Consider the following 26,377-nt stretch of genomic DNA (forward strand, 5'->3'; position numbering starts at 1 on the left):
TCGATGGGATTTTTTAGTAAGATTAAAGATGCAATTGTAGGGAATTCAGCAAAGCAAAATGACAAATATGTAGCTGGGTTAGATAAATCAAGTTCTTCTTTTTCTGCTAAGATTAACGAATTGGCAGCACGTTATCGTGAAATTGATGATGATTATTTTGAAGAATTAGAAAATGTTTTGATTATGAGTGATGTTGGTGTGTCAATGGTTATGACAATCATTGATGAAATCAAAAAAGAAGTGCGTTTACAGAATATCAAAAATCCACAAATGATTAATGATATTATTATTGATAAAATGTTTGTTATCTATGCCAATGACTCTTATATGACAACAAAAATCAACTATGATGATCAGGATTTAACAGTGATTTTAATGGTAGGTGTTAATGGTGCAGGAAAAACAACTACGATTGCAAAACTTGCTCATATGATGTTATCAGAAGGAAAAACTGTAATGGTTGCTGCTGGTGATACGTTTAGAGCAGGAGCTATTGATCAACTGGCTGTTTGGGCTGAGCGTTTAGGAATTGAATGTATAAAAGGTAAGGAAGGCGGTGATCCTTCATCAGTTGTCTTTGATGCTTTAAATCAGGCAAAGGATAAAGGTGTTGATGTCCTTATTTGCGATACTGCTGGGCGTTTACAAAACAAAGTGAATTTGATGAATGAGTTAGAAAAGATGAATCGTATCATTAAACGTGTGGTTCCTAGTGGACCACAAGAAACACTTTTGGTTATTGATGCAACGACAGGTCAAAATGGCGTTTCTCAGGCTCAAGAATTTTCTAAAATCACTGATATTACAGGTATTGTTTTAACAAAGATGGATGGAACTGCTAAAGGTGGAATTGTGCTATCTATTAAAGATACCTTGAATATTCCTGTTAAATTTATGGGTCTAGGTGAAAGTATGGATGATTTACAAGAATTTGATCTTGAACAATATATCTACGGATTGTGTAAGAACTTGATGGAGGAATAAAATGGAGTCAAGTTTAGAAAAGAAGCAAAGAGTTAATCTTCTGATGGATTGTTATTGTGATTTATTGACAGATAAACAACAAGATTATTTGACTTTGTATTATGAAGAAGATTTATCTTTGGCAGAAATTGCGGAGGATTTAAATGTTTCACGCAATGCTGTTTATGATAATTTAAAGCGTGCAGTCGCTTCATTGGAAGATTATGAAAGTAAACTGCATTTGCTTGAAAAGCATGTTCAGAGAATGGATTTAATAAAGCGTATAGAGGATGAACAAAATACATCTCGTGAACAATTGGATGATTATTTAGAAATGTTAAAGAGGATATAGGAGGGTGACTTATGGCTTTTGAATCTCTTTCAGAAAGGTTGCAGGATAGTCTTAAAAAAATTAAAGGGCAGGCAACTTTAACTGAAGCGAATATGGATGAAATGCTTCGTGAAATTCGTTTAGCGTTACTTGAGGCTGATGTCAATTTTCAAGTTGTTAAAGAATTTATTGCAAATACAAAGGAAAAGGCATTGGGACAAGATGTTTTAGGCTCATTAAAACCAGGACAAGTCGTTGTGAAGGTTGTTCATGATGAACTGGTGGAATTGTTAGGTACAAGTGTTAGTGAGTTGGATTTTTCAAGAAAACCAACTGTTATTATGATGGTCGGTTTGCAGGGAAGTGGGAAAACGACAACTTCTGGAAAGATTGCCAAATTAATAACAAAAAAATATGCGAAAAAACCATTATTGGTTGCTGCTGATATTTATCGTCCGGCTGCTGTAGATCAGTTGAAAACGTTAGGGCAACAATTAAATGTTCCTGTATTTGAAAAAGGAACTGATATTTCAGCTGAAGATATTGTTAAACAGGCTATGGCTTATGGGCAAGAAAATCAACATGATGTTATCATTGTCGATACAGCAGGACGTTTACATATTGATGAACCATTGATGCAAGAATTACAAAACATTAAAGAGATTACAAATCCAAGTGAAATTTTATTGGTTGTTGATGCGTTGACAGGACAGGATATTGTTAATGTGGCACAATCATTTAATGAACACTTGAGTATTACTGGTGCTGTTTTAACAAAATTAGATGGTGATTCTCGTGGTGGTGGAGCTTTATCTGTTCGTCATATTACACATGTTCCAATTAAGTTTGTAGGGACTGGTGAGAAATTAGATGCAATTGATTTGTTCTATCCAGATCGTATGGCAGATCGTATTTTGGGAATGGGAGATGTTGTTTCTTTAGTTGAAAAAGTGCAAGATGTTTATGATGAAAAAGAAACAATGAAAACATTCAATCGTATGCAACAAGGAACTTTTGGGCTTGATGATATGCTTGAACAAATGCATCAAATGCGTAAATTAGGACCATTATCTGGAATTATGAAGATGATACCTGGTATGCCTAAATTACCAAATATCAATGATGATGATACTGATAAGAAGTTGAAACAGACTGAATCTATTATTTATTCTATGACACAAGCAGAAAGAAGAGATCCTTCAATCTTAAATGCAAAACGTAAAGAAAGAATTGCTAAAGGCTGTGGACGTAATGTGGCTGATGTTAATCGTTTGATTAAGCAATTTGAACAATCTAAGTTAATGATGAAGCAAATGGGTAATTTGGATCCAACAACAGGTATGCCAACTCAAAAACCAAAATCTAATATGATGTTTGATCCTCATCGTAAAAAAGAAAGGCATAAAAAGAAAAAGAAAAGATAAGAAAGAGATGCATCTCATTATTCAGATATAAGAATAGAGATGCATTTATTGTATCAAAGTAGGTAAGAGAATAATTGATATATATTTTTGGAAATGTTTTATGCAACCTAAAGGAAATATTGCATATTTAAAGGTTATATTTAGTGTCATAATATCATAGAGAAAATCTTACAATATTGATGCTTTGATAAAGAATAGAAAATCATCATATTGCTATTGAAACTAAAAAGAATATGAAATTGTCTCTAGTTTAGCAATGCTATCATTAATAATAAGTGAGAGCATAGTTTATACACCTATTAGATTTCATAAAAAATGAGTGTTAAGTAAAAACACTTGACAGATAATTTATTTGTGATATTATATATAAGCAAATGAAAAAATAATGGAGGAAATATTATGGCTGTAAAAATTAGATTAAAAAGAATGGGTGCTAAAAAATCACCATTTTATAGAATTGTAGCTGCTGATTCAAGAATGCCTAGAGATGGACGTTTTATCGAACAATTAGGAACTTATGATCCTAGGCAAAATCCAGCAGTTGTTACAATTAAAGAAGATGAAGTTTTGGCTTGGTTAAACAAGGGTGCTCAACCTTCTGATACTGTAAGAAACTTATTAAGCCAAAAAGGTATCATGAAAAAATTTGCTGATTCAAAAGCAAAGAAATAAGTTGGTGAGTAATCATGGATTACGTAAAAACTTTACACGATATTGCTTGTGAGTTGGTCAATGATAAGAATAAACTAGAGGTTCGTCAAATGCCTTCATTGGATGAAGATACAATTGTACTTTATGTTTATGCTTCTCATGATGATATTGCAAAGCTTATTGGTAGAAAAGGTATGATGGCTAATTCAATTCGTCAATTGATGTCTGTGAGCGGGCGTTTACATGAAAAAAAATTAGATATCAAATTTGAATCGTATGGAGAATAGATGTGATATCACATCTATTTTTTTTAAGGAGGATATTATGGAACAAGTCATTATTGGTAAAATCGTCAATACACATGGAATTAAGGGTGAATTAAAGGTTAATGTATCTACTGATTTTATTGAAGAAAGGTTTCAAAAAGGGAACCATTTATTGATTGATGATCATGGTACAATGGTAGATATGACAGTTGCTACGCATCGTATTCATAAGGGACATGTTTTGGTCTCATTTGTTGATTTTCAGGATATTAATAAAGTTGAAAAATATAAAGGGTGTACAGTGTACGCTTATAAGGATGAGACTTTATTGAATGATGGAGAGTATTATGTTGGAGATTTAATTGGGTGTGAAGTCTATAATCGAGGAATTCTTATTGGAACGGTGAAGGATGTTCAATTATATGATCATCATGATGTTTTGGTAGTGAGTGGAACTCAGAAAATTTTGATTCCATATGTAGATGCTTTTGTTAAAAATGAAGATATTGTAAACAAACGTATTGACGTTGAGTTGATAGAGGGTTTTTATAATGAAAATTGATATTTTATCATTGTTTCCTGAAATGTTTGATGGTTTTTTAAATACATCAATTATTAAGCGAGCAATTGATACTTCACTTGTGGAAGTTCGAATTCATGATTTTCGTGAATTTGCTGATAATAAACACAAAAAGGTTGATGATTATCCTTATGGTGGTGGACAAGGAATGGTTTTAATGTGTCAGCCTATCTTAGATTGTTTAAAATCACTTGTGACAAAGGACTCACTAGTGATTTTAATGTCACCACAGGGACAAACTCTTCAACAGGCTTATAGTCAAAAATTATCATTAGAAAAGCATTTGATAATTATCTGTGGACACTATGAAGGATTTGATGAGAGAATTCGTGATTATGTAGATGTTGAAATATCAATTGGTGATTATGTGTTGACTGGTGGGGAACTTGCCAGTATGGTTGTTTGTGATTCGGTGATTAGATTACTTGAAGGTGCGATTAGAGAAACATCGCATGAGGATGATTCATTTAGTGATGGGTTGTTAGAATATCCTCAATATACAAGACCATATGAATATGATGGGACAGTTGTGCCAGATGTATTGATGAGTGGGCATCATGAAAATATTCGCAAATGGCGTTTACAGCAATCTCTTATGAAGACATATTATAAACGACCTGATTTATTACAAAAAAGAGAGTTTACTGAAGAGGAAATCAATATATTAAAAGAAATTCAAAAAAAAGATTGATTTTGTCGCTATAAAATGATAATATATATCAGTCTTTGGACGGCAGATGTTCCGCTGGTTATGATAACGTATGAACTTCGAAGATTACAAATGTTTAGGAGGAAGTCATATTATGAATATGCAATTAGTACAAGATATTACTAAAAAACAATTAAGAAACGACATCCCTGATTTCAAAGCTGGGGATACTGTTAAAGTTTACGTAAAAATTAAAGAAGGTGACAAAACACGTACTCAGTTATTTGAAGGTGTTTGTATCGCTAAAAAAGGTGGAGGAATCTCTGAAACTTTCACAGTTAGAAAAATTTCTTACCAAGTTGGTGTAGAAAGAACTTTCCCAATTCATTCTCCAATTATTGATAGAATTGAAGTTGTTAAGATTGGTAAAGTACGTAGAGCTAAATTACATTATTTACGTGGTTTATCTGGTAAAGCTGCTAGAATTAAAGAAATTCGTAAATAAAAAGTATGGGAAATTCCCGTACTTTTTTTCTAGTCTTTTTTGGATATTAAGGGTATAATGGTAAAAGGTGATAATATGAAACTGAAGAAAAGATATCTTTATTCAATCATTGAAATGATTGTTGTTATAGTTGTGACAATTTGTGTATTTAAATTTGTTGTGATTCCAGTCAGAATTGATGGAACGTCTATGGAAAATACTTTGCATGATCAAAGTATAGCTTTAATTAATGGTATTGGGATCAAGGCAGAAAATATTAAGCGTTTTGATATTATTGTTTTATATAGTGAAGCTTTAGATGAGAAAATTATAAAAAGAGTTATTGGTTTGCCTGGAGATACGATTGAATTTAAAGATGATGTTTTGTATGTTAATAATCAAGTGACACCACAAGATTTTTTAGATATGAATTTTGTGAATGAGTCCAAGATTACATATAATGTTGAACGATTTACTGATGATTTTAAAGTGGTTGTTGGTGAAGGTGAATATTTTGTGATGGGTGATAATCGGTTGAGATCTACAGATTCAAGAGAATTAGGCACTTTTACAATTGATGATATTATTGGAATGAAAGGGTTGGTTATTTTTCCTTTTGATTCTGTTCAATGGTTAGAATAGGGGGATAATATGGCACAAATTCAGTGATTGATTACGATTTATTTAAACCCACTAACAAACCCTTATAAATAAAGGACTTTCTCGATTTTATATCTTGCACGATTTTATCAAAAAACGGTTAAATTAACAAAAAAATGATCAAAATATAGTAATTTTGATATTATTTAAACTAGGAATTAGAGAGGTGATTACGACATTTAAACCCCATTGTTTTGTAGGTTGCACATTTTTATTTCTTAAATGGAAGTGATATAATTTATATATAAGAAATGGGGGAACTATTATGAAAAAAAAGATTAAATTACCAATCTATAATAATGAAGTAAAAATTGTATTAAATGCTTTAAATGAGTTTAGAAATATAATAATCCAACAAGGAAAATATCCAGAACCTATTGATGAACTAATCTTAAAATTAAATAAAATTTATTAAACATATTTGAACTGATTAAAAATGGTCAGTTCTTTTTTTATGCCAGAAATGGAATACATAGTCATCTTATTAAATTAAGGTGGCTAAATTAAAAGAAAGGAGGCGAGAATATGCAAGAAAGTAAGTGCAAGGTAATTGCAATTACAAATCAGAAAGGAGGAGTTGGTAAGACCACAACAACATTTAATCTTGGAGTAGCATTGGCTAAACAAGGAAAAAGAGTGTTAGTTGTAGATGTTGATCCTCAGAGTAATTTAACTACTTATGCAGGTTGGTATGATGAAAATGAACTAAAATATACTTTAACTGATTTAATGGAGCAATCAATGAATGATGATGAAATTAAAATAAAGGAAAGTATATTACACCATAGTGAAAATGTGGATTTAATTCCATCTAATCTTTCTTTATCAGCATTAGAAAATTCGTTAACTTATGCAATGAGTAGAGAATATACTTTAAGGAATTGCTTATCTAGTATTAAAGATGACTATGATTATATACTTTTAGACTGTCAACCAAGTTTAGGTATGCTTACAATAAATGCTCTTGCTAGTGCAAATAGTGTTATCATACCAGTTCAAAGTGAATACTTTGCTTTAAGAGGTATGACTGATTTATTTAAGATAATAAATAAAGTTAGACGACAAATAAATCCTACTCTTAAAATAGAGGGAGCATTATTAACATTAGTTGATTCAAGGGCTAATCTTCCAAAAGAGATAGCAACTCAATTAAAAGACAATTATGGGAGTATATTAAAACTATTTAATACTCAAATACCAAGAGCAGTTAAGACTGCCGAATCTACTTCATCAGGAGGAAGTGTGTTTTCTTATGATAAAAGTGGAAGGGTAGCAAATGCATATTCTTCTTTTGCAAAGGAGGTGCTTAATGATGGCAAAGAACATACCAAAAATGCCACTGCCAAAGTTAGATGACCTTTTTACAACAGAAGAAGAAAGAACTAATGATAAGTTGGAAAAAGTTATTGATATTAAAATAAGTGATATTGATGATTTTCCAGACCACCCATTTAAAGTCATTGAAAATGAAGATATGTTTAATATGCGTGATAGCATAAAAGAAAATGGAGTATTAGTTCCTGCATTAGTTAGACAAAAGCCAGATGGTAGATATGAAATGGTATCTGGACACAGAAGAAAGTATGCAAGTCAATTAGCAAATAATGAAACACTACCTTGTATTGTTAGAGATTTAACAGATGATGAGGCTGTTATTATAATGGTAGATAGCAACTTACAAAGAGAAGAAATATTACCGAGTGAAAAAGCATTTGCATATAAAATGAAATTGGAAGCCCTAACACATCAAGGCAAAAGAACAGATTTAACTTCTGCCCAAGTTGGGGAGAAGTTAGAAAGTAAATATTCTGTTCAATTACTTGCAGAAGAAGTTGGAGATAGTAGAAGCCAAATTCAAAGGTTTATAAGACTTACTGCACTAATACCAGAGTTATTAGATTTAGTTGATGAAAAGCAAATCGCATTGAGTCCAGCCGTTGAATTATCTTTTCTAAAAGATGAAGAACAATATGCAGTTTTAGATTGCATTGAGTGTAATGTAGCAACACCATCTCACGCACAAGCAATAAGACTTAAAAAGATGAGTCAAGAGGGAACACTTACGACTGATGAAATAGAAGATTTTTTATCAGAGGAGAAACCCAACCAGATTCCCAAAATGAAATTTAATGCAGACAGAATAAGAAATGTACTCCCAAAGAATATTGAGGAGAAAAAAATTGAAGATTTTGTTGTTAATGCCATTGAATTTTATGGGAAACATCTCCAAAGACAAAAGTCTATGGACGCAAGATAGTGGGAGTTAATATTCCACAAATCCCTCCTTACAATCCTCCCTAGTATTATTACTAACTATTTATTTACTAACTGAAAAAAGTATATAAGTATTTACACAAATGCAAAATATTTTAGAATATGCTAGATTGAAAGAAATAAAGGAGTGTGATTGTTATGAAAAAGAAAATCATTTTAGTTGTCATTGTTGTTTTTGCAGTAGCAGTTAGTGGAGCGTTTGTTCTAACCAAATGTTTTAAGACAAATTCAAACCACGAACAGGTAAATGTTGTAGAAGATAAAGATGAGGAATTTAACTTGCAAGAGGAAGAACAAAGCAAAGACGATATAACTACTGAAACAGATGAAACCGGAAACAAAACAGCAAATGGAAATAGTGAAAGTCCAAAAGAAGATACTTCAAAACAAGAAAATAAATCTAAAACATCAACAAAGGTTTCAGAAACCCCAAAAAAAGCAGAAACTAAATCTAGCAATGTACCAACTACAAGTAACAAATCACAAGAAGAAAAACAAGAGAATAAAACAACTGAAAGTAATAAAAATAATGGTTCAAGTAATCAAGGACAACAGAACAAAGAGTCAACAACTTTTTATGATTCTATTACTCACGGAAAAAAAGAGTTTTCTTCTGAAAGTGAGGCTTTAAGGAGAGGTACTGAAATTCAAAGCAAAGAGTTAGATTATGTTTTAGATTGGAACGAAGAACACCCAGATAATCAAATACAACCAGAGATAAATTATTTTAGAGTTTATCCATCTGCAATAGATGAAAACGGAAAGTATTGGTATTATTTGCATTTCTTTTGCAGAAGTGGTGAAGGACTGGATCAAGAATTAAAAAGTAAATATTAGTGGCTCTTAATAAAGAGTCATTTTTTTTCGGAAAGTGAGGGAAATTAAATGTTAAAAATATTATTATTTGCACTAATCGTAATGGAAAATGGTAAAATGATAACTTACTTAAAACTACCTGCTGGAAATTATAAATTGATTGAGGTATCTGCTCCTAATGGTTATTTAAAAGACAAAGATGGATTAAAATTCACAATAGGAAATGATACTCATTATTCATATACAACTTATGGTGCTTTTATAACAGTAACTTATAAAAACACACCAATAAAAGGTCAACTTGAAATTAAGAAAACAGGAGAAAATTTAGTAATTAAAGATGGTAAATACACTTACAAAGATAAAAAATTAAGTGGTGTAACATTTGAAATCTATGCAGAAGAAGATATTAAATCTGCTGATGGAAATCATCTTTATTATGAAAAAGGTACAAAAGTAGATACTATTACAACTGACAAAAATGGTTATGCAATTTCTAAAAAATTACCTCTTGGAAAATACTATTTAATTGAAGTAAAAACACAAGATGAATATGTATTAGATAGTAATAAACACTATTTTGAATTAAAAGAAGTAAATGATGAAACACCAATAGTTTTTGAATCATACAGTAATTTAAACTACTTAAAGAAAGGTACTTTGGAATTTACTAAAAAGGATCTTGTAAATGGAGATGTTATTCCAAACACAATCGTTGAAATCTATAATGAAAATAATGAACTAATCTTTACTGGTAAAACTGACAAAGATGGTAAAGTAATTATTACAGATTTAAAAGTTGGAAAATACTATATCATTGAGAAAGAGGCAGCAACGGGTTATACAATTACAGATGAAAAAATCTATTTTGAATTAAAAGAAAATGGAGAAATTACAAAGGCTGAAATGAAAGATAAACCTATTACTGGAACTCTTGAATTTACAAAGACTGATGTATCAACAGGAGAACCATTACCTAACACACTAATTGAAATTTATAATGAAAAAGATGAACTTATTTTTAGTGGTAGAACAGACGAAAATGGTAAAATTACTATTCCAGAAATTAGATATGGAAAATACTATATTTTAGAGAAAGAAGCCCCAGAGGGTTACACTTTAAATCCTGAAAGAATGTATTTTGAAATTTTAGAAGATGGAAAAGTGGTTAAGGCAACAATGACTGATGAAAAAGTAGTAATTGAAGTTCCTAGTACAGGAATTACTGATACTCATATTATTGAAATTGCCGGAGCATTATTTGTTCTTGGAGGAATAGGAGTAATTGTCTATGTTAAAAAGAAAAAACAAAAATAAAGATAGAAAGGTTAGTAAGAGTCAACTTATAATAGTTGGCTCTTTGCTAATTGTTGTTGGAATTGGAATAGTTGGAGGTAAATATCTATACAATTATTTTCAAAATCAAAATGAAGAAAATTTAATAGATACTTTTTACGAAGAACAAAAAGAAATAACTGATGAAACAACACCAACCGAAGAAAAAGAGCAAGAAGAACACCAAAAGCCAACTACAACTCAAACTAAAAAGGTTGATTATATTGCAGTTATTAAAATACCAAAGATAGGACTTGAAAAAGGTCTAGCAAGTAAAGGTAGTTATTATAATAATGTTAATCGAAACATTTTAATACTTAATGAATCTGATATGCCAGATAAGGAAAACGGGAATGTTATAATAGCAGGACATTCTGGTAGTGGTAGAACAGCATTTTTTAAGAACTTATATAAATTGGAAACAGATGATGAGGTTAGTATTTTTTATGGAGGTAGTGAATACAAATACAAAGTTGTTAATCAATACGATATAGAAAAAACAGGAACTGCTAACATTGTTAGAAATGCCGAAAAAAGCACTTTAACTTTAATAACTTGCAGACACAACACTAATAAGCAAATTATCTATATTTGTGAGTTAGTAGAAAAGGTTTAGGAGGATTAAATTGGAAGAAAAATATAATTTAAACAGTATATCAAAAGCATTTGAAAAACTATTTAATGCTGGATTTAATACAAGCAAAAAAATAGCAACATTAGATATAAAAGAGGTAAGAAAGATTCCCAATTTAACAATGTCAGATTTTTATATTATTTCTGACTTATGGGAATTAGTAAAAAAGAACAATAATAAAACTGCTCAATTATTTATAGAATTTTTAAGTGGTTATAAAGAGAAAGGAAATGATAGCAAATGAAAAAGTTTGAAATTGATGTTGATATAAATGGAACTATTACTTTTGAGGTTGAAGCCAAAAACAAAAAAGAGGCACAAGCAAAAGTAGATGATATTTTAAGCAACACTTCTGTAAAAGAGGCGATAAAATCATACAGAAATAACATTGTTTTAAATGAAAAAGTAAAACAAGACAAAGATAGAGAAAGATAGGAGGAATTAAAATGGCATATTCAAAAAGAATACCACCAATTAAAATTAAATTAAATGTAGACGAATATAATAAACTACTAGAAATATTAGAAAATATGATAGATTCTGATAATGAAAATTATTCAAATAAATCATCAAAAATGAAAGATAAACTATTAAGATATAGTGTTCCAATAACAGAAGAAGATGGAACTACAATAGTTGATATGAGATTTTATAATAACGAGATTGTAGATTTATTTATGATATTGTTTTATGAGATAGGTAATATTCCTATCAATACTAATTATTATGAAGTCTTATTAAGTGTAAGGGAGAAAATAAAAAAGAGCAAAATGTCAGAAGAATAATAGTCTAATTTAGAACAGGAGGTGCAATATGGCGAGTAAATTAAGACTAATAACAGACCTATATGGAGAAACTTTAACACAAATAAGCAAGAATCCGGATGACTGGATGTCATTCTTGGAATGTGCAGCAATGAACTACAAATACCCTTTTAATGACAAAGTTTTAATTTATGCACAAAGACCAGAAGCAGTAGCGTGTGCGAAGATAGAGGCTTGGAACAAACAAGTTGGTAGATGGGTTAATCGTGGTGCAAAAGGAATAGCACTTCTTTCAGAAGATAATGGCTATACTAATTTAAGATATGTATTTGATATTGCCGATACTAATAGCAAGTTCGGAAAAAGTTTTAGATTATGGTCAGTTCCAAAACCTTATGAAGTAGATATTATTGAATCATTAGAAAACAAGTATGGAGAACTTGAAGATAAAAGTTCTCTTGGACTTGCAATTAAGTCTGTATCAAAGATACTTGTTGAAGATAATATGCAAGATTATTTGGAAGATTTAAAGTTTTATAGAGAAAATAGTTCTCTTGAACCAATGACTGATGAAGCAGTTCAGTTATTGGTTCAAAATGCACTAGAAAATAGTATTGCATTTTCAATGATTAAAAGGTGTGGATTAAATCCGAATGATTATTTCACTAATGAAGATTTTACACCAATATTAGCATTTGATAGTTATGAAACTATAACTAGATTAGGTGTAGCCACTAGCGAAATATCTGAAATGGGTATTCGTGAAATTTATAATACTATAAAAAAGTTACGAATAAATGAAATAAATAAAATTCGCACATTTGATATAGATAAAGATTTATCTTATGATGTAAGTGAAAGCAGAGAAACTGTTGAAAGGAGGAATAATGATGAGTATAACTTACACACGCAAAGGGGATTACGAGATACCAGACCTAGCGATACCAGAGAACAAGATTCAAGTGGAGGGCAAATACGCAATGATGAGGTTAAGGTACTTGAAAGAGAACAAGAAATCTCTATACACGACTCTATTAATGAGCAATCAACTTCCAGAACACTTGATGAATATTCAAGAAGTAGCAATGGAGAGAGTAGAACAGATAGTATCAGAAATGAAAGCCAAAGAGAAGATAACAGAACAAATGAAACAACAAGACCCTATGAAATGGATAGGCTTAATGAACATCTTGAAGACATCAGCAGAGGAGATAGTAGCGAACGAATTAATTTACGCTTAAACAATTATGATTCAAGTCAAAGTAAAACACATTATGTTGTAGTTGATGAAAAGATAAATCAAATATTAAGTACAACCCCTCATTTAAGAAAATCAAATAAGGAAATAAAAGTCTTTATACAAAATGAAAAAGATGTTACAAAAAGAGCAGAGTATCTCAAAGGAATATTTAACAAAGATTATACCGGTGTTATAGTTGATGACCAAATGTATGGTTATAAAACTTTTGACAACGGTATTTTATTTTGGAAAGGAAATTTCTTATCAAGAGATACAGAAAGTTTTATAAGTTGGGAAGATTTAACTTATCACTATGACTCAATGATTTTATTAAATCAGTTAAATGATAGAATAGAACCATTGCCAAGTGTAACAGACCAATTAAGTTTTCTTGATGAAAATAGTGAAAAATCAGTATCTGATTTAGAATTTACACAGGAGTTTGTTGATAGATATTTAACAGAACAACACCGTGATACAAAGTTTAGTATTTACGAACAATTTAGTAATAGTTTATCAACAGAGAATAATATAAATTATCTTAAAAACTTATATGGAATAAGTGGTGCTACTTCTACAATAAAAGGAGCAGGAATTGGAGTTAATACTGATTATAAAGGTGTAAGATTTAATAGAGGTTATTTTGACGCTAGTGCCAAAGAACAATTATTCAAGTGGAATTATATTGAAAAAAGAATAAAAACTCTTATTCACGAAGATAGATACCTTAATTCAAAAGAATTAGAAGAATATCCGAAGTGGCTTGATGAAAAAGACCAAGAAAGAGAATTTATTGAAGCAAGTAATAATTTGACAGAAAAAATAATTGAAGAACCAGCCGAAGAAAAATATGAATATCAATATCATTTAGGAGATAGAGTTTATATTGGAGCAGATGAATATGAAATATTAAGTATTGGGATTAGTAATGTCGTATTATATGATTTTAGGTATCCATTATTTAATCGTGAAATATCCAAAGAAGAATTTGATAGGAAAGTACAAGAAAATCCTGCAAATGATCATCTTAAAGTTAAAGTAAGTGATATTAAAGATAATATAAATGAAGAGCCAAGCAATATAGAGGTAAATGTAAAAGAAGAAATATCACTTTCTATTGAAGAAGAACCAGAAGTTCAAGAAGAAAACATTGTTCCAGTATTTGAAAAAAAGAAAAGTAATAAAATAAGAAGTTTTGATATTCACCCAGAAATACCTATTTTTGATAGAAATCAATTTAAAATTACAAATGATAATTTAGGTGAGGGTAGTCCAAGAGAAAAATTTAATAATAATGTTGAAGCAATAAGAGTTCTAAAAAAATGTGAAGAAGAAAATAGATTTGCAACTCCACAAGAACAAGAGATATTGTCGAAATATGTCGGCTGGGGTGGACTTCCACAAGCCTTTGATGAAAAAGATTCTTCTTGGAGTAATGAATATAGTATATTAAAGAATTTACTTGATGAAAAAGAGTATTCACAAGCACGAGGATCTACTTTAACAGCCTTTTATACACCACCAGTAGTAATTAGGTCAATGTATAAAGCATTAGAGAATATGGGACTTAAAACAGGCAATATATTAGAGCCTAGTTGTGGTGTTGGTAACTTTATAGGTATGTTACCAGATTCATTAGAAGATTGTAAGTTATATGGTGTAGAACTTGATTCCATAAGTGGTAGAATTGCAAGACAACTTTATCAAAAATCAACCGTTGCAGTACAGGGTTATGAAGATACTAATCTTCCTAACTCTTTTTTTGATGTATCAGTTGGCAATGTTCCATTTGGAGATTTCAAGGTATTAGATAAGAAATATGATAAGCATAAGTTTTTAATTCACGATTACTTTTTTGCAAAGACACTTGATAAGGTCAGACCCGGTGGTGTTATTGCATTTATAACAAGCAAAGGAACACTAGATAAAGAAAATCCAAGTGTTAGAAAATATATTGCTCAAAGAGCAGATTTATTAGGTGCTATTAGACTACCTAATAACACATTTAAAGCAAATGCAGGTACCGAAGTCACATCAGACATTATTTTCTTACAAAAAAGAGATTCAATAACTGATATTGAGCCAGACTGGGTATATCTTGGAGAAAATGATTATGGTATAAAAATGAATCAGTATTTCATTGATAATCCAGAAATGATACTAGGAAATATGGAAATGATTTCAACTAGGTTTGGCTATGATTCTGCTTGTATCTCTGATGGAGAAAATTTGGAAGATAAGTTAGAAAGTGCAATATCAAATATACACGCCGAAGTAAAAGAGTATGAATTAGATGATATAGGAGAAGAAGATAATTCCATTGAAGCCGATTTAACGGTAAGAAACTTCTCATACACTTTAATAGATGACAAAATCTATTTTAGAGAAAATAGTAGAATGTACCCACAAGAATTAGCAATGACTACTGAAAATAGAGTTAAAGGCTTAATTGAAATAATGGACTGTGTTAGAACTCTTTTGGAATATCAAACGGAAGATTATCCAGATGAAGATATAAAGAGAGAACAAGTAAAATTAAATCAATTATATGATAGGTTTACAAAGAAATATGGACTAATCAATAGTAGAGGAAACAACTCTGCTTTTTCAAATGATTCAAGTTATTATCTATTATGTTCTCTTGAAATTTTAGATGAGAATGGAAATCTTGCAAGAAAAGCAGATATGTTCACAAAAAGAACTATCAAGCCTAAAACAGAGATAACATCAGTTGATAATGCAAACGACGCTTTAATTGTTTCACTATCCGAAAAGGCAAGAGTTGATATAACCTTTATGCAAAAACTTTGTAATATGGATATGGACAAAATGCTTAAAGATTTGGAGGGAGAAATATTCAATGTTCCTGAATATGGAGAGCCTAATCATTGGGTTACAGCAGATGAGTATTTATCTGGTAATGTAAGAGAGAAATTAAAGATTGCAGAACATTTTGCTGAAACAGATGAAAGATTTAATGTAAACTTTATATCTGATTTTTGATTATCCCTATAAATATTACACTTTCAAGCATTTCGAAGTATAGAAAAACACTCATTTTACCACGAATATACCACGATTGAACGAGCCTTGATATGACGATAAAATAGCACTAAAAAGACACCATTGACACATTGAAGTGGTGTCTTTTATTAATAAGCAGTCAATCCTAAGACTAACTGCTTTTGCAAAATAAAGGTAATCACTATTTTGTTTGTTTCTTTAGAATAATATAGCTTGCAATCACAACTACAAAGAATACTAACACGAAAACTAAAGTATGAAATATTCCTATCGGATAAGGTGCAATCCACCCTTCTAGTTTGAAAACCAATCCTGAAATATATCCTGTAATCATAGAAATAGGCATAAAAGCAACTCCGATTATATTAAGCCAATTTACATAAAAGGGGGATTTTTCTTCCGATAGTATTCTCGCTATAAAATATCCAACAATCCCTATAGCTTGAATAATCATTGAACCCCAAACTGCTTCCATTGTTTGTTCTGCATACCAATTACCAAATGCACAAAACAGCCCAATAGCAACAAAAGCTGTTGATGATATATAAAGTACCTTACTCGTAAGCTCTTTATTTTTTTGTTCTTTGTCTGCTACTGGTTCAATTCCCTTTAGGATATAGTCAGTTGTTACTCCAAAAAAATCACTCATTATAATTATTTTTTCTAAGTCAGGCGTGCTTTGTTCACTTTCCCATTTGGAAACAGCCTGCCTTGAAACTCCAACTTTATCCGCAAGTTCCTCTTGTGATATTCCTTTTGATTTCCTTAAATATTGTATTCTGTCTGCCATATTCATTAGCTAACACTCCTTTCTTTCATGGTGTAATTTTAGCAATATTATCAGTTGCATAGCCACCATTTAGATATGGAAATATGTCAACTGGCAGTTGCAATGATGTTTTTTGACAAATCAGCAGAATATTCTTGCTTATAACGTAATTTAAACATATCCATATTATAACAGTTCCATATATCCGCCACAACAAAAATCAGCACACCCCCCTTGACATTTTTCTGTCTTGAAAAATACACACTTTTTCTTTCTTCCTCTTGATTACCAACCACAGAAAAGAAAAAGCCCTGTCAAGAGCCTTGCCACCATTGGTGGTGCTTTGCACTCTTTACTGGGCTTTTTGTTTGCTGTATCTTTCATTCAAGAGGAAAATTAAAGACCTCTGTTCCATTTCTCTTTCAGATAATCTTCATAGTCCGTTTCATCAAAATCTAACTGTGGCGAAGTGTCGGGAATGTTATTTCTGCTGTCTATGTCCGCAAGTTGACGGAATATCCAGTCATCATAAGGGTCATGGTATTTATACTCTTTGGGCTGTTCTCTGTATCGGTCTAACCCTCGCATTTCCTTATGTACTTTCATCATGCGTTCTATTTTTTGACGTTGTATCAACTGCTTGATTTCCATAAGTTCTTCTAACTCCGTAACCTCATTGGTAATGTAGTTATGGATATACTGTATGAGTTTGGTTTCCATGTAAAATCTGCATTCTTTTTCATCATTGAAAAATTCATTTTCAGACAGATAATCTAAGGAAACATTGAAGTCCTGTTCCCGTTTGATAATATCCATGATATATGGTTCGGTGTGGTCAATATACTTCCATTCTCCTGATAATAATTCATTGGGCGTTACTCCCAGCACGTCCATTATCTTTTCTAATGTGTCAAAGGTAGGATAATTCACACCCCGTTCAATCTTGGAAAGGCTCTGCATATTGATACCGATTTTATCCGCAAGTTCCTGTTGTTTCATTCCTCTGTGTTTTCTTATGGTCTGTATATTCTCTCCTAAGAAACTGATTTTCTTTTCGTAATGTTCCATAACTTAGTATAACCGCTCCTTTCGTTGCTTTTCTCGGTGTTTATAAGCATATCATACTTAATATTTATTAAAAAGTCAATCAAAACTTCTTGACAAGTAATTCTAATGGCGTTATTATCGTATTAGATAGGGTGATTAAGCACGCTAGGGTCAATCACACGCTTGAGTAAGCATAGAAAAGATGTATTTTCATTTTGATAGCATGAATAAGCATGGACTATCAGACCGAAAATAAGGTTTCTGACTGGGGCTGTTCCGTTTAGCCACGAGTCTTACAAGGCTCGTGAGCGTTAAGAACGGATCAGACACAGGAAGAAAGGGAACGCCTTTAGGCGTTCATAAAGGGCGTATATGTAACACCGCCCTGCGTATACATGTCATAGTACCTAGAAACTGTGATAAATAAAGGAAAAAACACGATTTTTACCCGCAAAAAACGGGGCATACGAAAGGAGCAATGCACTATAACTACACACAAAAATTTATCCGTTAAGATTGATTACATCAGCATTGTATTTGAAACGGCAACCGCTGAAGATATAATCATGCACATTTTAGATTTACCGACTGACATTTTCAATGTTTATCCAGCAATGATAAAATTCAAGACTTATCAAGCACGCTGGCAGATTGGAGATATTTATGTATCGGGGGACGCAAGAAAGACAGAGGATAACCCACAGGGGCTAGGCTGTTATCTTGTTATGACTGGCAGAGGTTGTGATGATATTTTCCGTATTCTCGACAGTAGGAATTATACCTTTGGGGATATGTTTCGACGCTGTGAGCGAAGATACGGACTGGATAACTTTCATTTCACAAGACTTGATATTGCCATTGATGATAAGAACGAAAAGCCATTCTTTACCATAGAGCAGATAAAGAAGAAATGCGAAAAAGAGGAATTTATTTCTAATAGTGAGGGCTACCACTTTGACGAAAGCAAGTTTGATGATTTCGACACCGCAAAGACTGTTTATATCGGTGCTGGTAAATCGGGATTATCCTACCGCTTTTATGATAAGGATAAGGAAGTCTGTTCAAAACATAATAAGACACTTGATGAAGTCGGCAGTTGGAAACGGACAGAAATGCAACTGCGTGATGATAAGGCTCATGTTTTTGCCATGACATTCAAAGACAGACCGCTGGAACTTGGGGAACTGGCTTTCGGGCTATTAGCAAACAACCTACGCTTTGTCGTGCAAAACAGAAATGAAAGTAATAAGAGCAGATGGAAAACGTGTCGGTTTTGGGAACGATTTTTAGGGGCTGTGGAAGTCTTGAAACTGCAAGTACCGAAACTACATAATTCCCTTGAGGAAACACAGCAATGGCTCACAGAGGGTGGCGTGATTTCTGCTGTCAAAAGTTTTTATTTCTTAGAAGAACATGATGCATTAGGTGGACTGGAAAAAGTGGGAACTATGCTTGACAGGGCAAGATACAGCAGTTCCCTTTCCAGTAAATTAACCGCCCACTTACAGAGGATAGACCGCACCGACCTTATCCCCTATATCCAGTATGACACGAAACATGGGAAAGGGGGTATCTGATGAATAACAACGATATTCCCGTATGGGAAAAATACACCCTTACCATTGAAGAAGCGTCAAAGTATTTCCGTATCGGAGAAAACAAGTTAAGACGCTTGGCAGAGGAAAACAAGGACGCTGGCTGGCTCATTATGAATGGCAACCGCATACAGATTAAACGCCGACAGTTTGAAAAGGTCATTGATAAATTGGACGCAATCTAATGCAAATGAGCCTTGTATGTGTTATGATGAATACAAGTCATATCAAGGCTCTTTCCAACAAGGAAAGGAGCAGACACCATGAAAGAAAAAAGACGTGATAGTAAAGAACGTATCCTGCATACTGGAGAGAGCCAACGAACAGACGGAAAATACTTATATAAATATGTAGACGCATTTGGAAACACAAAATATGTGTATGCTTGGAGATTGACACCCACAGACCCGACACCAAAGGGAAAACGGGAAAAACCCTCACTTCGTGAACTGGAACAGCAGATAAGACGGGATATTGAGGACGGTATCGACAGCACAGGCAAGAAAATGACGCTTTGCCAACTCTACGCCAAACAGAACGCACAGAGGGCAAATGTGAAGAAAAGCACACAGAAACAACGGAAACAACTCATGCGGTTATTGAAAGAGGACAAGTTAGGTGCTAGGAGCATTGATACGATAAAACCCTCTGACGCTAAGGAATGGGCGTTACGCATGAAAGACAAAGGCTTTTCCTATAACACTATTAACAACCATAAACGCTCGTTAAAAGCGTCATTCTATATCGCCATACAAGACGATTGTGTAAGGAAAAACCCTTTTAATTTCAAGTTAAGTGAAATCATAGAAAATGATACCAAAGAGAAAGTAGTATTGACAGAGGAACAGGAACAAGCCTTACTGTCATTCATCAAGACGGATAACGTGTATCACAAGTATTATGATGATGTGCTGATACTGTTAAAGACAGGACTTCGTATCTCAGAACTGTGCGGACTGACAGTAGCCGATATTGATTTCAAGAATGAGGTTGTGGTTATCGACCACCAGTTATTAAAGAGCAAGGAACAGGGCTATTATATTGAAACGCCTAAGACAAAGAGTGGAACAAGGCAAGTGCCATTAAGCAGAGAAACGATACAGGCATTTCAACGGGTCATAAGGAAACGCACAAAAGGGAAACTGATAGAGATAGACGGATACAAAGATTTTCTGTTCGTCAATCCGAAAGGCAATCCTAAAGTTGCGATTGATTACAACGCCTTATTTGTCCGTATGGTAAAGAAATATAACAAACACCACAAGGATAACCCCTTGCCACATATCACACCACATACGCTACGCCATACGTTCTGCACAAGACTGGCAAGCAAGAACATGAACCCGAAAGATTTACAGTATATCATGGGACATTCAAACATCAGTATCACAATGAACTGGTATGCTCATGCGTCCATAGATACCGCAAAATCAGAGGTTCAGCGTCTAATCGCATAAGAAGTATTTACCACGATTTTAACCACGCTTGATAGCGAAAATATAAGAAGATAGACCTAGATATGTGAGGTTTACCACAAAAGCAAAATGCCCGTAGAGCCTATAAAATAAGGATTTGCGGACATTTAAGAAGATATAAAAAGATAGTCAAAAAGACATATATGATTTTATTACAAATGTTAAATATTTAAAAGAGGTTCAACCAAAAGATTTAAGTGCAAGTGAAATAAGCGTTAGACTTGGTTCTACTTGGATTCCACCTGAAGATATAAAAGTGTTTATAGAATATTTATTAAATCCTAGCAATTATGCTTGTCAAAATATAAATGTTCATTATAATGAAGCAACTTCTGAGTGGTGGATAGAGGGTAAAAATTATGATAAATATAATATTAAAGCAACTAATACTTATGGAACTGGTAGAGCAAGTGCTTACAAAATTATTGAAGATAGTTTAAATCTTAAAGATACAAGAATTTACGATTACTATGAAGATGAAAATGGTAAAAGAGTAGCAGAATTAAATAAAAAAGAAACTGCAATAGCACAGGCAAAACAAGAGCAAATAAAACTTGCTTTTGAGGAATGGATATGGAAAGATCCAGAGCGTAGAGAAAGATTAACAAAGGTTTATAATGAAAGATTTAATTCTATCAGACCACGAGAGTATGATGGAAGTCATATCAGTTTTGATGGAATGAATCCAGAAATAACCTTACGAAAACATCAAGTAAATGCAATTGCACGAATACTTTATGGAGGTAATACACTTTTAGCACACGAAGTTGGAGCAGGTAAAACTTTTGAAATGGTTGCTGCTGCAATGGAATCAAAAAGATTAGGCTTATGTAATAAATCATTATTTGTAGTGCCTAATCATATTGTAGAACAGTTTGGTCAAGAATTTTTACAACTATATCCGAGTGCAAATGTTTTAGTAACTACAAAGAAAGATTTTGAAACTGCTAATCGTAAAAAGTTTTGTTCAAGAATAGCCACAGGAGATTATGACGCTATCATAATTTCCCATTCACAATTTGAGAAAATACCAATGTCAGTTGAAAGACAATTTGCAATAATCCAAAAACAAATAGAAGATATAACTTTGGGCATTCAAGATTTAAAAAATAATAATGGAGAAAGATTTTCTATCAAACAAATGGAGAAAACTAAAAAGGGTTTAGAAACAAGACTTGCAAAATTAAATGACACTTCAAGAAAAGATGATGTCGTAACTTTTGAGGAGTTAGGTGTTGATAGAATATTTGTAGATGAAGCCCATTACTATAAAAATCTATTTCTTTACACTAAAATGAGAAATGTCGGTGGTATAGCACAAACAGAAGCACAAAAGTCATCAGATTTGTTTATGAAATGTAGATATTTAGATGAACTTATTGGTGGAAAAGGTGTTATTTTTGCAACCGGAACTCCAATCTCAAACTCTATGGTAGAACTATATACAATGCAAAGATACTTGCAATATGGAGAACTAGAAAAAAGACATCTTCAACAATTTGACGCTTGGGCTTCAACTTTTGGAGAAACTGTAACTGCAATAGAATTAAGTCCAGAGGGAACAGGTTACCGAGCAAAAACAAGGTTTGCCAAGTTCTTTAATTTACCAGAACTAATGGCACTTTTTAAAGAAGTGGCAGACATTCAAACTTCTGAAATGCTTAATCTTCCAGTACCAAAAGCCAACTATCATAATGTGGTTATAGAGCCTAGTGAAATTCAAAAAGAATTAGTAAAAGACTTATCTGAACGAGCAGAAAAGATAAGAAATAGAATGGTAGATTCATCAGTTGATAATATGCTAAAAATAACTAATGATGGAAGAAAATTAGCACTAGACCAAAGACTTACAAATGATATGTTAGAAGATTTTGAACATAGCAAAGTAGCAACTTGTGCTGATAATATTTATAGTATTTGGGATAAAACAAGTGAAGATAAATCTGCACAATTAGTGTTTTGTGATTTATCAACCCCTCATAATGATGGCAAGTTTAATGTCTATGATGATTTAAAAACAAAACTTATAGATAGAGGCATACCAGAAGAAGAAATTGCTTTTATTCACGACGCAAACACAGACGCAAGGAAGCAAGAATTGTTTAATAAAGTAAGACGAGGACAAGTTAGAGTTCTTATAGGGAGTACACAAAAAATGGGTGCAGGAACTAACTGTCAAGATAGACTTATAGCCTTACACGATTTAGATTGTCCTTGGCGACCAAGTGACTTAATACAAAGGTCAGGAAGAATAATAAGACAAGGAAATAAAAATCCAGAAGTAGATATTTATAGATATGTAACAGAGGGAACTTTTGACGCATACTTATATCAATTAGTAGAAAATAAGCAAAGATTTATTTCACAAATAATGACATCAAAAACTCCTGTGAGGTTCGCAGAAGACATTGATGAAACTGCATTGTCTTATGCTGAAATTAAAGCACTAGCAGCAGGAAATCCAGATATAATTGAAAAAACAGAACTTGATACACAGGTCGCAAAATTAAAATTATTAAAACAAAATTATTTGAGTGAAAAGTATGCATTAGAAGATAAAGTTATTAAATATTATCCAAATGAAATAAAAAGATTAGAAAATAGAATTGAAGATATGAAAGAAGATATTGAGGTATTTAACAATAATAATACTCCGGATAATTCTTTTGAAAAAATGAGTATAAAAGGTACAAACTTTACTGAAAGAAAAGAAGCAGGAGAAAAGATTATTGAAATATGTAAGTCTATGACTAATCCAGAACCACTTGAAGTTGGAGAATATAAAGGTTTTAAAATTATATTATCTTTTGATACTATGGACAGAAAGTTCTATGCTAGTATGAAGAATAATTTATCATATAAAACTGAACTGGGTAGTGATCCTAGTGGAAATATAACCCGTATTGATAATGTCTTAAATGGTATTGAAACAAGACTTTCTAGTATAGAAAATAATCTTGAAGATACTAAAAAGAATTATGAAAGTGCTAAAAAAGAAATTGAAAAGCCATTCCCACAAGAGGAAGAATTGAAAACAAAGTCAAAGAGATTAGATGAATTAAATATAAAATTAAATCTTAATAACAAAGACAAAGAAATCATTGATGATGGTAAAGACATAAGTGATGATAGTCAAGATTGTAAAAAAGAATATGAGAGATAAATCGCACATTTAATTCTAAAAGGCTATTGTGTTAAAATATTCACATCCAAAAGGAAAGGTGATGAATATATGGATTTTGATAAGGAAATGGAGAAGAAATTTGATGAATTATTTTGGTATGTGCTTAATGAACAAACACATCAACTAAACAAGGAAAAAGAGTATATGGAACTCAACAGAACTTGCCAAGAGATAACTGGTACAAATAGTAAAATTCAATCAATAATAGAGAATAACGAATCAGTTTCATTAACAAAAGAAGAAGTAGAATTATTAGTAAAATACTTTACTTCTTGTATTGATAGAATGCTTATTGAACAAAAGAAAATGTTTTATTTAGGAGGAAAATATTTCTACTATCTTATGAAAGAAATGGAATTGGTAAAATAACCAAAGAGAGCGATTTTAGTAAAAACTATCTTCGCTCTTTTTTATTTTATAGAAAGGAAAGTGACATTATGGAAGAAAAAATTAGAGAAGAATTATATTCTAAATTAGAAAGTGAATTTGATTCTTACAAGAAAGAATTAGAAACACTTACTTCAAAAGAAATAATTGATAATTTGAATTCCTTTTATAAAAAGAATTAAGAACAAGAAAGTAGGTATCAAAATGAAAATAACTAATAATACAAATCCGGAAGAAGTAAAAGTTGTAATGAAAAATGCATTAAATGATATGTGTAGTACAGAAAGTAGTTTTGAAAAAAGTACAACTGGTGAAGAGATAAGAAAAATAATGCGAATTAAAACATCTAGTGTTGCATTTAATGAACAAGATTTTATAAAATTACTTTTATCTAAATTATTAAAAAACGGAATATCAAAAATAGATCCGATGAAATTAAAATATTTGTTAGCTGATTATTATTCAAAGGAAGAATATGCATTCTTATTTGAAGATTTAACATTAAAAGAACAAATTGAAGAAAATTATGTAGAATTCGATGATGCTTTAGTGTTTGCACATTTTGTTGGATTGTTAAGTAATCCTATACAAGGTACAAATATGTGTATGATATGGTCATCTCTTGAAGATGTTTCATCTAATTATTCAACAGAATATAACTTAAAAATGGATGAATTAGCTCATAATCTATCAAGTAGACTTAATATAAAGAATAATTCAATAAATCAAAGTCAAGATGGTCGAGAAGCAATATCTAAACAAGATGAAATTGAAAAAGAACTATATGAAGTTAGAGTATTTAATGAAGATGATAGAAAAAATAATAAGTCTTGTAAATTAGAGCAACACAAAGCCTTATTATACATAGATGATGTATCTGAAAAATACTCAAATGACATGGAAAATAATGTTTATTATGAATGCATATGTTTAGAATGTGGTAAACATAAAGATTATAAAATGTCTTTGAATGATAGAAGACATATAATAAAAACTAATTTATCGCCTATGGAAACTTTCATGTCATTTTATGAAGTAAGAAAAAGATATTTAGAATTAATAAAACAAAATTGTACAGTAGAAGAAATAATTGATAATTTGAATTCCTTTTATAAAAAGAATCAAGAACAAGGACCGGTATTAACAAAAAAGAAAAACTAAATCTAGTTTAAGATTTCCATTAATTTTAAATTTTAGAGGGTTTGAGTTTTCCTATATTGAATTTGTCGGGAGGACAAATTCAGGGCTGGCTAAGACAATAATTTTAATAAAATAAGCATTAGTTTTTTTCACTAATGCTTATTATTTTTTTCAAAAATTAACGGATTATCATTCTTAATTTTTAAATTATATTTTATTAAAAGTATTTCTTTGATTTTTGGTATCATATCATCTATTGATTCTTGATAACAACACAGCATATCAAAAGTAGAATTAATATGATTATACAGAGGAGAATCACATAAACAACCTTTATAGAAACAATCTTTCAAATAAAATGCAACTGCTTCTGGAATGATAAAACTTACCATTTAGAATCATATATAAATATCTTCTTTCAAAATAATTTCATCAACAACATTTTTATAATTATTCTATTCATTATAGTTTCAAATTTTATGTTACATTCATTACTTACCGAAGAAAGATAGTCAGTAAGGTGATTGTTCATTGGTAGGTTTCTATATAATTGTTTTTTATGTTTTTTAATATAATTTAGTTTTAATAATCCATATCTGTTGATACTATTCGTGGTAGATGTAGTAATACCTAATTTAGGTATTAAATAATCGCCATTTTTAATATAATTAATTTTCATACTTTT

29 protein-coding genes are annotated in these 26,377 nt (G+C 31.4%); 26 read left to right on the forward strand and 3 right to left on the reverse strand.

The window, feature by feature from the left end:
- The first annotated feature begins 3 nt into the window (after nt 1-3).
- The 19 genes from ftsY to GQF29_RS15160 all read left to right on the forward strand — a co-directional run bounded on the left by ftsY (nt 4) and on the right by GQF29_RS15160 (nt 16,074).
- Complete coding sequence (ftsY, locus tag GQF29_RS15070) at nt 4-984, forward strand: signal recognition particle-docking protein FtsY (RefSeq protein WP_008790615.1); 981 nt, start codon at nt 4-6, stop codon at nt 982-984.
- A 1-nt stretch (nt 985) separates the two neighbouring features.
- Nucleotides 986-1,315, forward strand: a complete 330-nt coding sequence (gene ylxM / locus GQF29_RS15075) for a YlxM family DNA-binding protein (protein WP_008790616.1) — start codon at nt 986-988, stop codon at nt 1,313-1,315.
- Nucleotides 1,316-1,326: 11 nt separating this feature from the next.
- Entirely contained in the window at nt 1,327-2,718 is a 1,392-nt protein-coding gene (gene ffh / locus GQF29_RS15080; RefSeq protein WP_017143795.1) for a signal recognition particle protein, read from the forward strand.
- A gap of 399 nt (nt 2,719-3,117) precedes the next feature.
- Nucleotides 3,118-3,390 carry a 30S ribosomal protein S16 gene (gene rpsP / locus GQF29_RS15085; RefSeq protein WP_008790618.1) on the forward strand — a complete coding sequence of 91 codons (273 nt, stop codon included), beginning with the start codon at nt 3,118-3,120 and terminating at the stop codon, nt 3,388-3,390.
- 14 nt (nt 3,391-3,404) lie between these two features.
- Nucleotides 3,405-3,656, forward strand: coding sequence for a KH domain-containing protein (locus GQF29_RS15090; protein ID WP_008790619.1), 252 nt, complete (start codon nt 3,405-3,407; stop codon nt 3,654-3,656).
- 37 nt (nt 3,657-3,693) lie between these two features.
- Nucleotides 3,694-4,197 (forward strand): ribosome maturation factor RimM, encoded by a 504-nt coding sequence (rimM, locus tag GQF29_RS15095; RefSeq protein ID WP_008790620.1) that lies wholly within the window; start codon nt 3,694-3,696, stop codon nt 4,195-4,197.
- On the forward strand, nt 4,187-4,906 hold the full coding sequence (gene trmD / locus GQF29_RS15100; RefSeq protein WP_017143794.1) for a tRNA (guanosine(37)-N1)-methyltransferase TrmD: 720 nt from the start codon (nt 4,187-4,189) through the stop codon (nt 4,904-4,906). Before rimM ends, trmD begins: the two co-directional genes overlap by 11 nt.
- Nucleotides 4,907-5,018: 112 nt before the next feature.
- Nucleotides 5,019-5,369: a 50S ribosomal protein L19 gene (gene rplS / locus GQF29_RS15105; RefSeq protein WP_008790622.1), complete on the forward strand. Its 351-nt coding sequence runs from the start codon at nt 5,019-5,021 to the stop codon at nt 5,367-5,369.
- A 75-nt stretch (nt 5,370-5,444) separates the two neighbouring features.
- Nucleotides 5,445-5,990, forward strand: coding sequence for a signal peptidase I (gene lepB / locus GQF29_RS15110; protein WP_008790623.1), 546 nt, complete (start codon nt 5,445-5,447; stop codon nt 5,988-5,990).
- Nucleotides 5,991-6,273: 283 nt separating this feature from the next.
- Entirely contained in the window at nt 6,274-6,423 is a 150-nt protein-coding gene (locus tag GQF29_RS18430; protein WP_008790624.1) for a hypothetical protein, read from the forward strand.
- 110 nt (nt 6,424-6,533) lie between these two features.
- The gene (locus GQF29_RS15115) at nt 6,534-7,364 is read left to right on the forward strand and encodes a ParA family protein (RefSeq protein ID WP_008790625.1); all 831 of its coding nucleotides are present in this window, start codon (nt 6,534-6,536) and stop codon (nt 7,362-7,364) included.
- Nucleotides 7,321-8,265, forward strand: coding sequence for a ParB/RepB/Spo0J family partition protein (locus tag GQF29_RS15120; RefSeq protein WP_044927288.1), 945 nt, complete (start codon nt 7,321-7,323; stop codon nt 8,263-8,265). Before GQF29_RS15115 ends, GQF29_RS15120 begins: the two co-directional genes overlap by 44 nt.
- Before the next feature lie 155 nt (nt 8,266-8,420).
- Nucleotides 8,421-9,119 carry a hypothetical protein gene (locus GQF29_RS15125; protein ID WP_008790627.1) on the forward strand — a complete coding sequence of 233 codons (699 nt, stop codon included), beginning with the start codon at nt 8,421-8,423 and terminating at the stop codon, nt 9,117-9,119.
- Nucleotides 9,120-9,167: 48 nt separating this feature from the next.
- Entirely contained in the window at nt 9,168-10,415 is a 1,248-nt protein-coding gene (locus GQF29_RS15130; RefSeq protein WP_008790628.1) for a SpaA isopeptide-forming pilin-related protein, read from the forward strand.
- Nucleotides 10,390-11,049, forward strand: coding sequence for a sortase (locus GQF29_RS15135; protein ID WP_008790629.1), 660 nt, complete (start codon nt 10,390-10,392; stop codon nt 11,047-11,049). The genes GQF29_RS15130 and GQF29_RS15135 overlap by 26 nt, the downstream gene beginning before the upstream one ends.
- A gap of 10 nt (nt 11,050-11,059) precedes the next feature.
- Nucleotides 11,060-11,311 (forward strand): hypothetical protein, encoded by a 252-nt coding sequence (locus GQF29_RS15140; RefSeq protein ID WP_008790630.1) that lies wholly within the window; start codon nt 11,060-11,062, stop codon nt 11,309-11,311.
- A complete protein-coding gene (locus GQF29_RS15145; RefSeq protein WP_008790631.1) occupies nt 11,308-11,502 on the forward strand; it encodes a dsRNA-binding motif domain-containing protein in 195 nt (64 codons plus the stop codon). Before GQF29_RS15140 ends, GQF29_RS15145 begins: the two co-directional genes overlap by 4 nt.
- An 11-nt stretch (nt 11,503-11,513) precedes the next feature.
- A complete protein-coding gene (locus GQF29_RS15150) occupies nt 11,514-11,852 on the forward strand; it encodes a hypothetical protein (RefSeq protein WP_008790632.1) in 339 nt (112 codons plus the stop codon).
- A 28-nt stretch (nt 11,853-11,880) separates the two neighbouring features.
- Complete coding sequence (locus GQF29_RS15160; RefSeq protein ID WP_008790633.1) at nt 11,881-16,074, forward strand: hypothetical protein; 4,194 nt, start codon at nt 11,881-11,883, stop codon at nt 16,072-16,074.
- A gap of 202 nt (nt 16,075-16,276) precedes the next feature.
- Here GQF29_RS15160 and GQF29_RS15165 read toward each other — a convergent pair whose 3' ends face one another.
- Together GQF29_RS15165 and GQF29_RS15175 are read right to left on the reverse strand one after the other, a co-directional pair.
- Nucleotides 16,277-16,885 carry a helix-turn-helix domain-containing protein gene (locus GQF29_RS15165; RefSeq protein ID WP_236916447.1) on the reverse strand — a complete coding sequence of 203 codons (609 nt, stop codon included), beginning with the start codon at nt 16,883-16,885 and terminating at the stop codon, nt 16,277-16,279.
- 375 nt (nt 16,886-17,260) lie between these two features.
- Nucleotides 17,261-17,932 (reverse strand): helix-turn-helix domain-containing protein, encoded by a 672-nt coding sequence (locus GQF29_RS15175; protein ID WP_008393244.1) that lies wholly within the window; start codon nt 17,930-17,932, stop codon nt 17,261-17,263.
- Nucleotides 17,933-18,426: 494 nt separating this feature from the next.
- Here GQF29_RS15175 and GQF29_RS15180 point away from each other — a divergent pair, with 494 nt between their 5' ends.
- The 7 genes from GQF29_RS15180 to GQF29_RS15210 all read left to right on the forward strand — a co-directional run bounded on the left by GQF29_RS15180 (nt 18,427) and on the right by GQF29_RS15210 (nt 25,713).
- A complete protein-coding gene (locus tag GQF29_RS15180; protein ID WP_181976724.1) occupies nt 18,427-19,488 on the forward strand; it encodes a replication initiation factor domain-containing protein in 1,062 nt (353 codons plus the stop codon).
- Nucleotides 19,488-19,691: an excisionase gene (locus GQF29_RS15185; protein WP_002610247.1), complete on the forward strand. Its 204-nt coding sequence runs from the start codon at nt 19,488-19,490 to the stop codon at nt 19,689-19,691. Before GQF29_RS15180 ends, GQF29_RS15185 begins: the two co-directional genes overlap by 1 nt.
- A gap of 78 nt (nt 19,692-19,769) precedes the next feature.
- Entirely contained in the window at nt 19,770-20,963 is a 1,194-nt protein-coding gene (locus GQF29_RS15190; RefSeq protein ID WP_017143792.1) for a site-specific integrase, read from the forward strand.
- 274 nt (nt 20,964-21,237) lie between these two features.
- The gene (locus tag GQF29_RS15200; RefSeq protein WP_008790886.1) at nt 21,238-24,144 is read left to right on the forward strand and encodes a helicase-related protein; all 2,907 of its coding nucleotides are present in this window, start codon (nt 21,238-21,240) and stop codon (nt 24,142-24,144) included.
- A gap of 69 nt (nt 24,145-24,213) precedes the next feature.
- Nucleotides 24,214-24,534, forward strand: coding sequence for a hypothetical protein (locus GQF29_RS15205; protein WP_008790885.1), 321 nt, complete (start codon nt 24,214-24,216; stop codon nt 24,532-24,534).
- Between the two features lie 68 nt (nt 24,535-24,602).
- Entirely contained in the window at nt 24,603-24,734 is a 132-nt protein-coding gene (locus tag GQF29_RS18920; protein WP_017143791.1) for a hypothetical protein, read from the forward strand.
- 22 nt (nt 24,735-24,756) lie between these two features.
- A complete protein-coding gene (locus GQF29_RS15210; RefSeq protein ID WP_017143790.1) occupies nt 24,757-25,713 on the forward strand; it encodes a hypothetical protein in 957 nt (318 codons plus the stop codon).
- 397 nt (nt 25,714-26,110) lie between these two features.
- Here the strand turns inward: GQF29_RS15210 and GQF29_RS15215 are convergent, their stop codons facing one another.
- Nucleotides 26,111-26,371 (reverse strand): TnpV protein, encoded by a 261-nt coding sequence (locus tag GQF29_RS15215; RefSeq protein WP_008790881.1) that lies wholly within the window; start codon nt 26,369-26,371, stop codon nt 26,111-26,113.
- Between the last annotated feature and the right edge of the window lie 6 nt (nt 26,372-26,377).

The organism is Coprobacillus cateniformis, from assembly GCF_009767585.1.
In the GTDB taxonomy this organism is placed as follows: domain Bacteria; phylum Bacillota_I; class Bacilli_A; order Erysipelotrichales; family Coprobacillaceae; genus Coprobacillus; species Coprobacillus cateniformis.

Excerpts from the sequence above, each read along its gene's own strand:
- ftsY (WP_008790615.1), top strand. The coding sequence starts at position 4 with ATGGGATTTTTTAGTAAGATTAAAGATGCAATTGTAGGGAATTCAGCA.
- ylxM (WP_008790616.1), top strand. The coding sequence starts at position 986 with ATGGAGTCAAGTTTAGAAAAGAAGCAAAGAGTTAATCTTCTGATGGAT.
- ffh (WP_017143795.1), top strand. The coding sequence starts at position 1,327 with ATGGCTTTTGAATCTCTTTCAGAAAGGTTGCAGGATAGTCTTAAAAAA.
- rpsP (WP_008790618.1), top strand. The coding sequence starts at position 3,118 with ATGGCTGTAAAAATTAGATTAAAAAGAATGGGTGCTAAAAAATCACCA.
- GQF29_RS15090 (WP_008790619.1), top strand. The coding sequence starts at position 3,405 with ATGGATTACGTAAAAACTTTACACGATATTGCTTGTGAGTTGGTCAAT.
- rimM (WP_008790620.1), top strand. The coding sequence starts at position 3,694 with ATGGAACAAGTCATTATTGGTAAAATCGTCAATACACATGGAATTAAG.
- trmD (WP_017143794.1), top strand. The coding sequence starts at position 4,187 with ATGAAAATTGATATTTTATCATTGTTTCCTGAAATGTTTGATGGTTTT.
- rplS (WP_008790622.1), top strand. The coding sequence starts at position 5,019 with ATGAATATGCAATTAGTACAAGATATTACTAAAAAACAATTAAGAAAC.
- lepB (WP_008790623.1), top strand. The coding sequence starts at position 5,445 with ATGAAACTGAAGAAAAGATATCTTTATTCAATCATTGAAATGATTGTT.
- GQF29_RS18430 (WP_008790624.1), top strand. The coding sequence starts at position 6,274 with ATGAAAAAAAAGATTAAATTACCAATCTATAATAATGAAGTAAAAATT.
- GQF29_RS15115 (WP_008790625.1), top strand. The coding sequence starts at position 6,534 with ATGCAAGAAAGTAAGTGCAAGGTAATTGCAATTACAAATCAGAAAGGA.
- GQF29_RS15120 (WP_044927288.1), top strand. The coding sequence starts at position 7,321 with ATGGCAAAGAACATACCAAAAATGCCACTGCCAAAGTTAGATGACCTT.
- GQF29_RS15125 (WP_008790627.1), top strand. The coding sequence starts at position 8,421 with ATGAAAAAGAAAATCATTTTAGTTGTCATTGTTGTTTTTGCAGTAGCA.
- GQF29_RS15130 (WP_008790628.1), top strand. The coding sequence starts at position 9,168 with ATGTTAAAAATATTATTATTTGCACTAATCGTAATGGAAAATGGTAAA.
- GQF29_RS15135 (WP_008790629.1), top strand. The coding sequence starts at position 10,390 with ATGTTAAAAAGAAAAAACAAAAATAAAGATAGAAAGGTTAGTAAGAGT.
- GQF29_RS15145 (WP_008790631.1), top strand. The coding sequence starts at position 11,308 with ATGAAAAAGTTTGAAATTGATGTTGATATAAATGGAACTATTACTTTT.
- GQF29_RS15150 (WP_008790632.1), top strand. The coding sequence starts at position 11,514 with ATGGCATATTCAAAAAGAATACCACCAATTAAAATTAAATTAAATGTA.
- GQF29_RS15160 (WP_008790633.1), top strand. The coding sequence starts at position 11,881 with ATGGCGAGTAAATTAAGACTAATAACAGACCTATATGGAGAAACTTTA.
- GQF29_RS15165 (WP_236916447.1), bottom strand. The coding sequence starts at position 16,885 with ATGGCAGACAGAATACAATATTTAAGGAAATCAAAAGGAATATCACAA.
- GQF29_RS15175 (WP_008393244.1), bottom strand. The coding sequence starts at position 17,932 with ATGGAACATTACGAAAAGAAAATCAGTTTCTTAGGAGAGAATATACAG.
- GQF29_RS15185 (WP_002610247.1), top strand. The coding sequence starts at position 19,488 with ATGAATAACAACGATATTCCCGTATGGGAAAAATACACCCTTACCATT.
- GQF29_RS15190 (WP_017143792.1), top strand. The coding sequence starts at position 19,770 with ATGAAAGAAAAAAGACGTGATAGTAAAGAACGTATCCTGCATACTGGA.
- GQF29_RS15205 (WP_008790885.1), top strand. The coding sequence starts at position 24,214 with ATGGATTTTGATAAGGAAATGGAGAAGAAATTTGATGAATTATTTTGG.
- GQF29_RS18920 (WP_017143791.1), top strand. The coding sequence starts at position 24,603 with ATGGAAGAAAAAATTAGAGAAGAATTATATTCTAAATTAGAAAGTGAA.
- GQF29_RS15210 (WP_017143790.1), top strand. The coding sequence starts at position 24,757 with ATGAAAATAACTAATAATACAAATCCGGAAGAAGTAAAAGTTGTAATG.
- GQF29_RS15215 (WP_008790881.1), bottom strand. The coding sequence starts at position 26,371 with ATGAAAATTAATTATATTAAAAATGGCGATTATTTAATACCTAAATTA.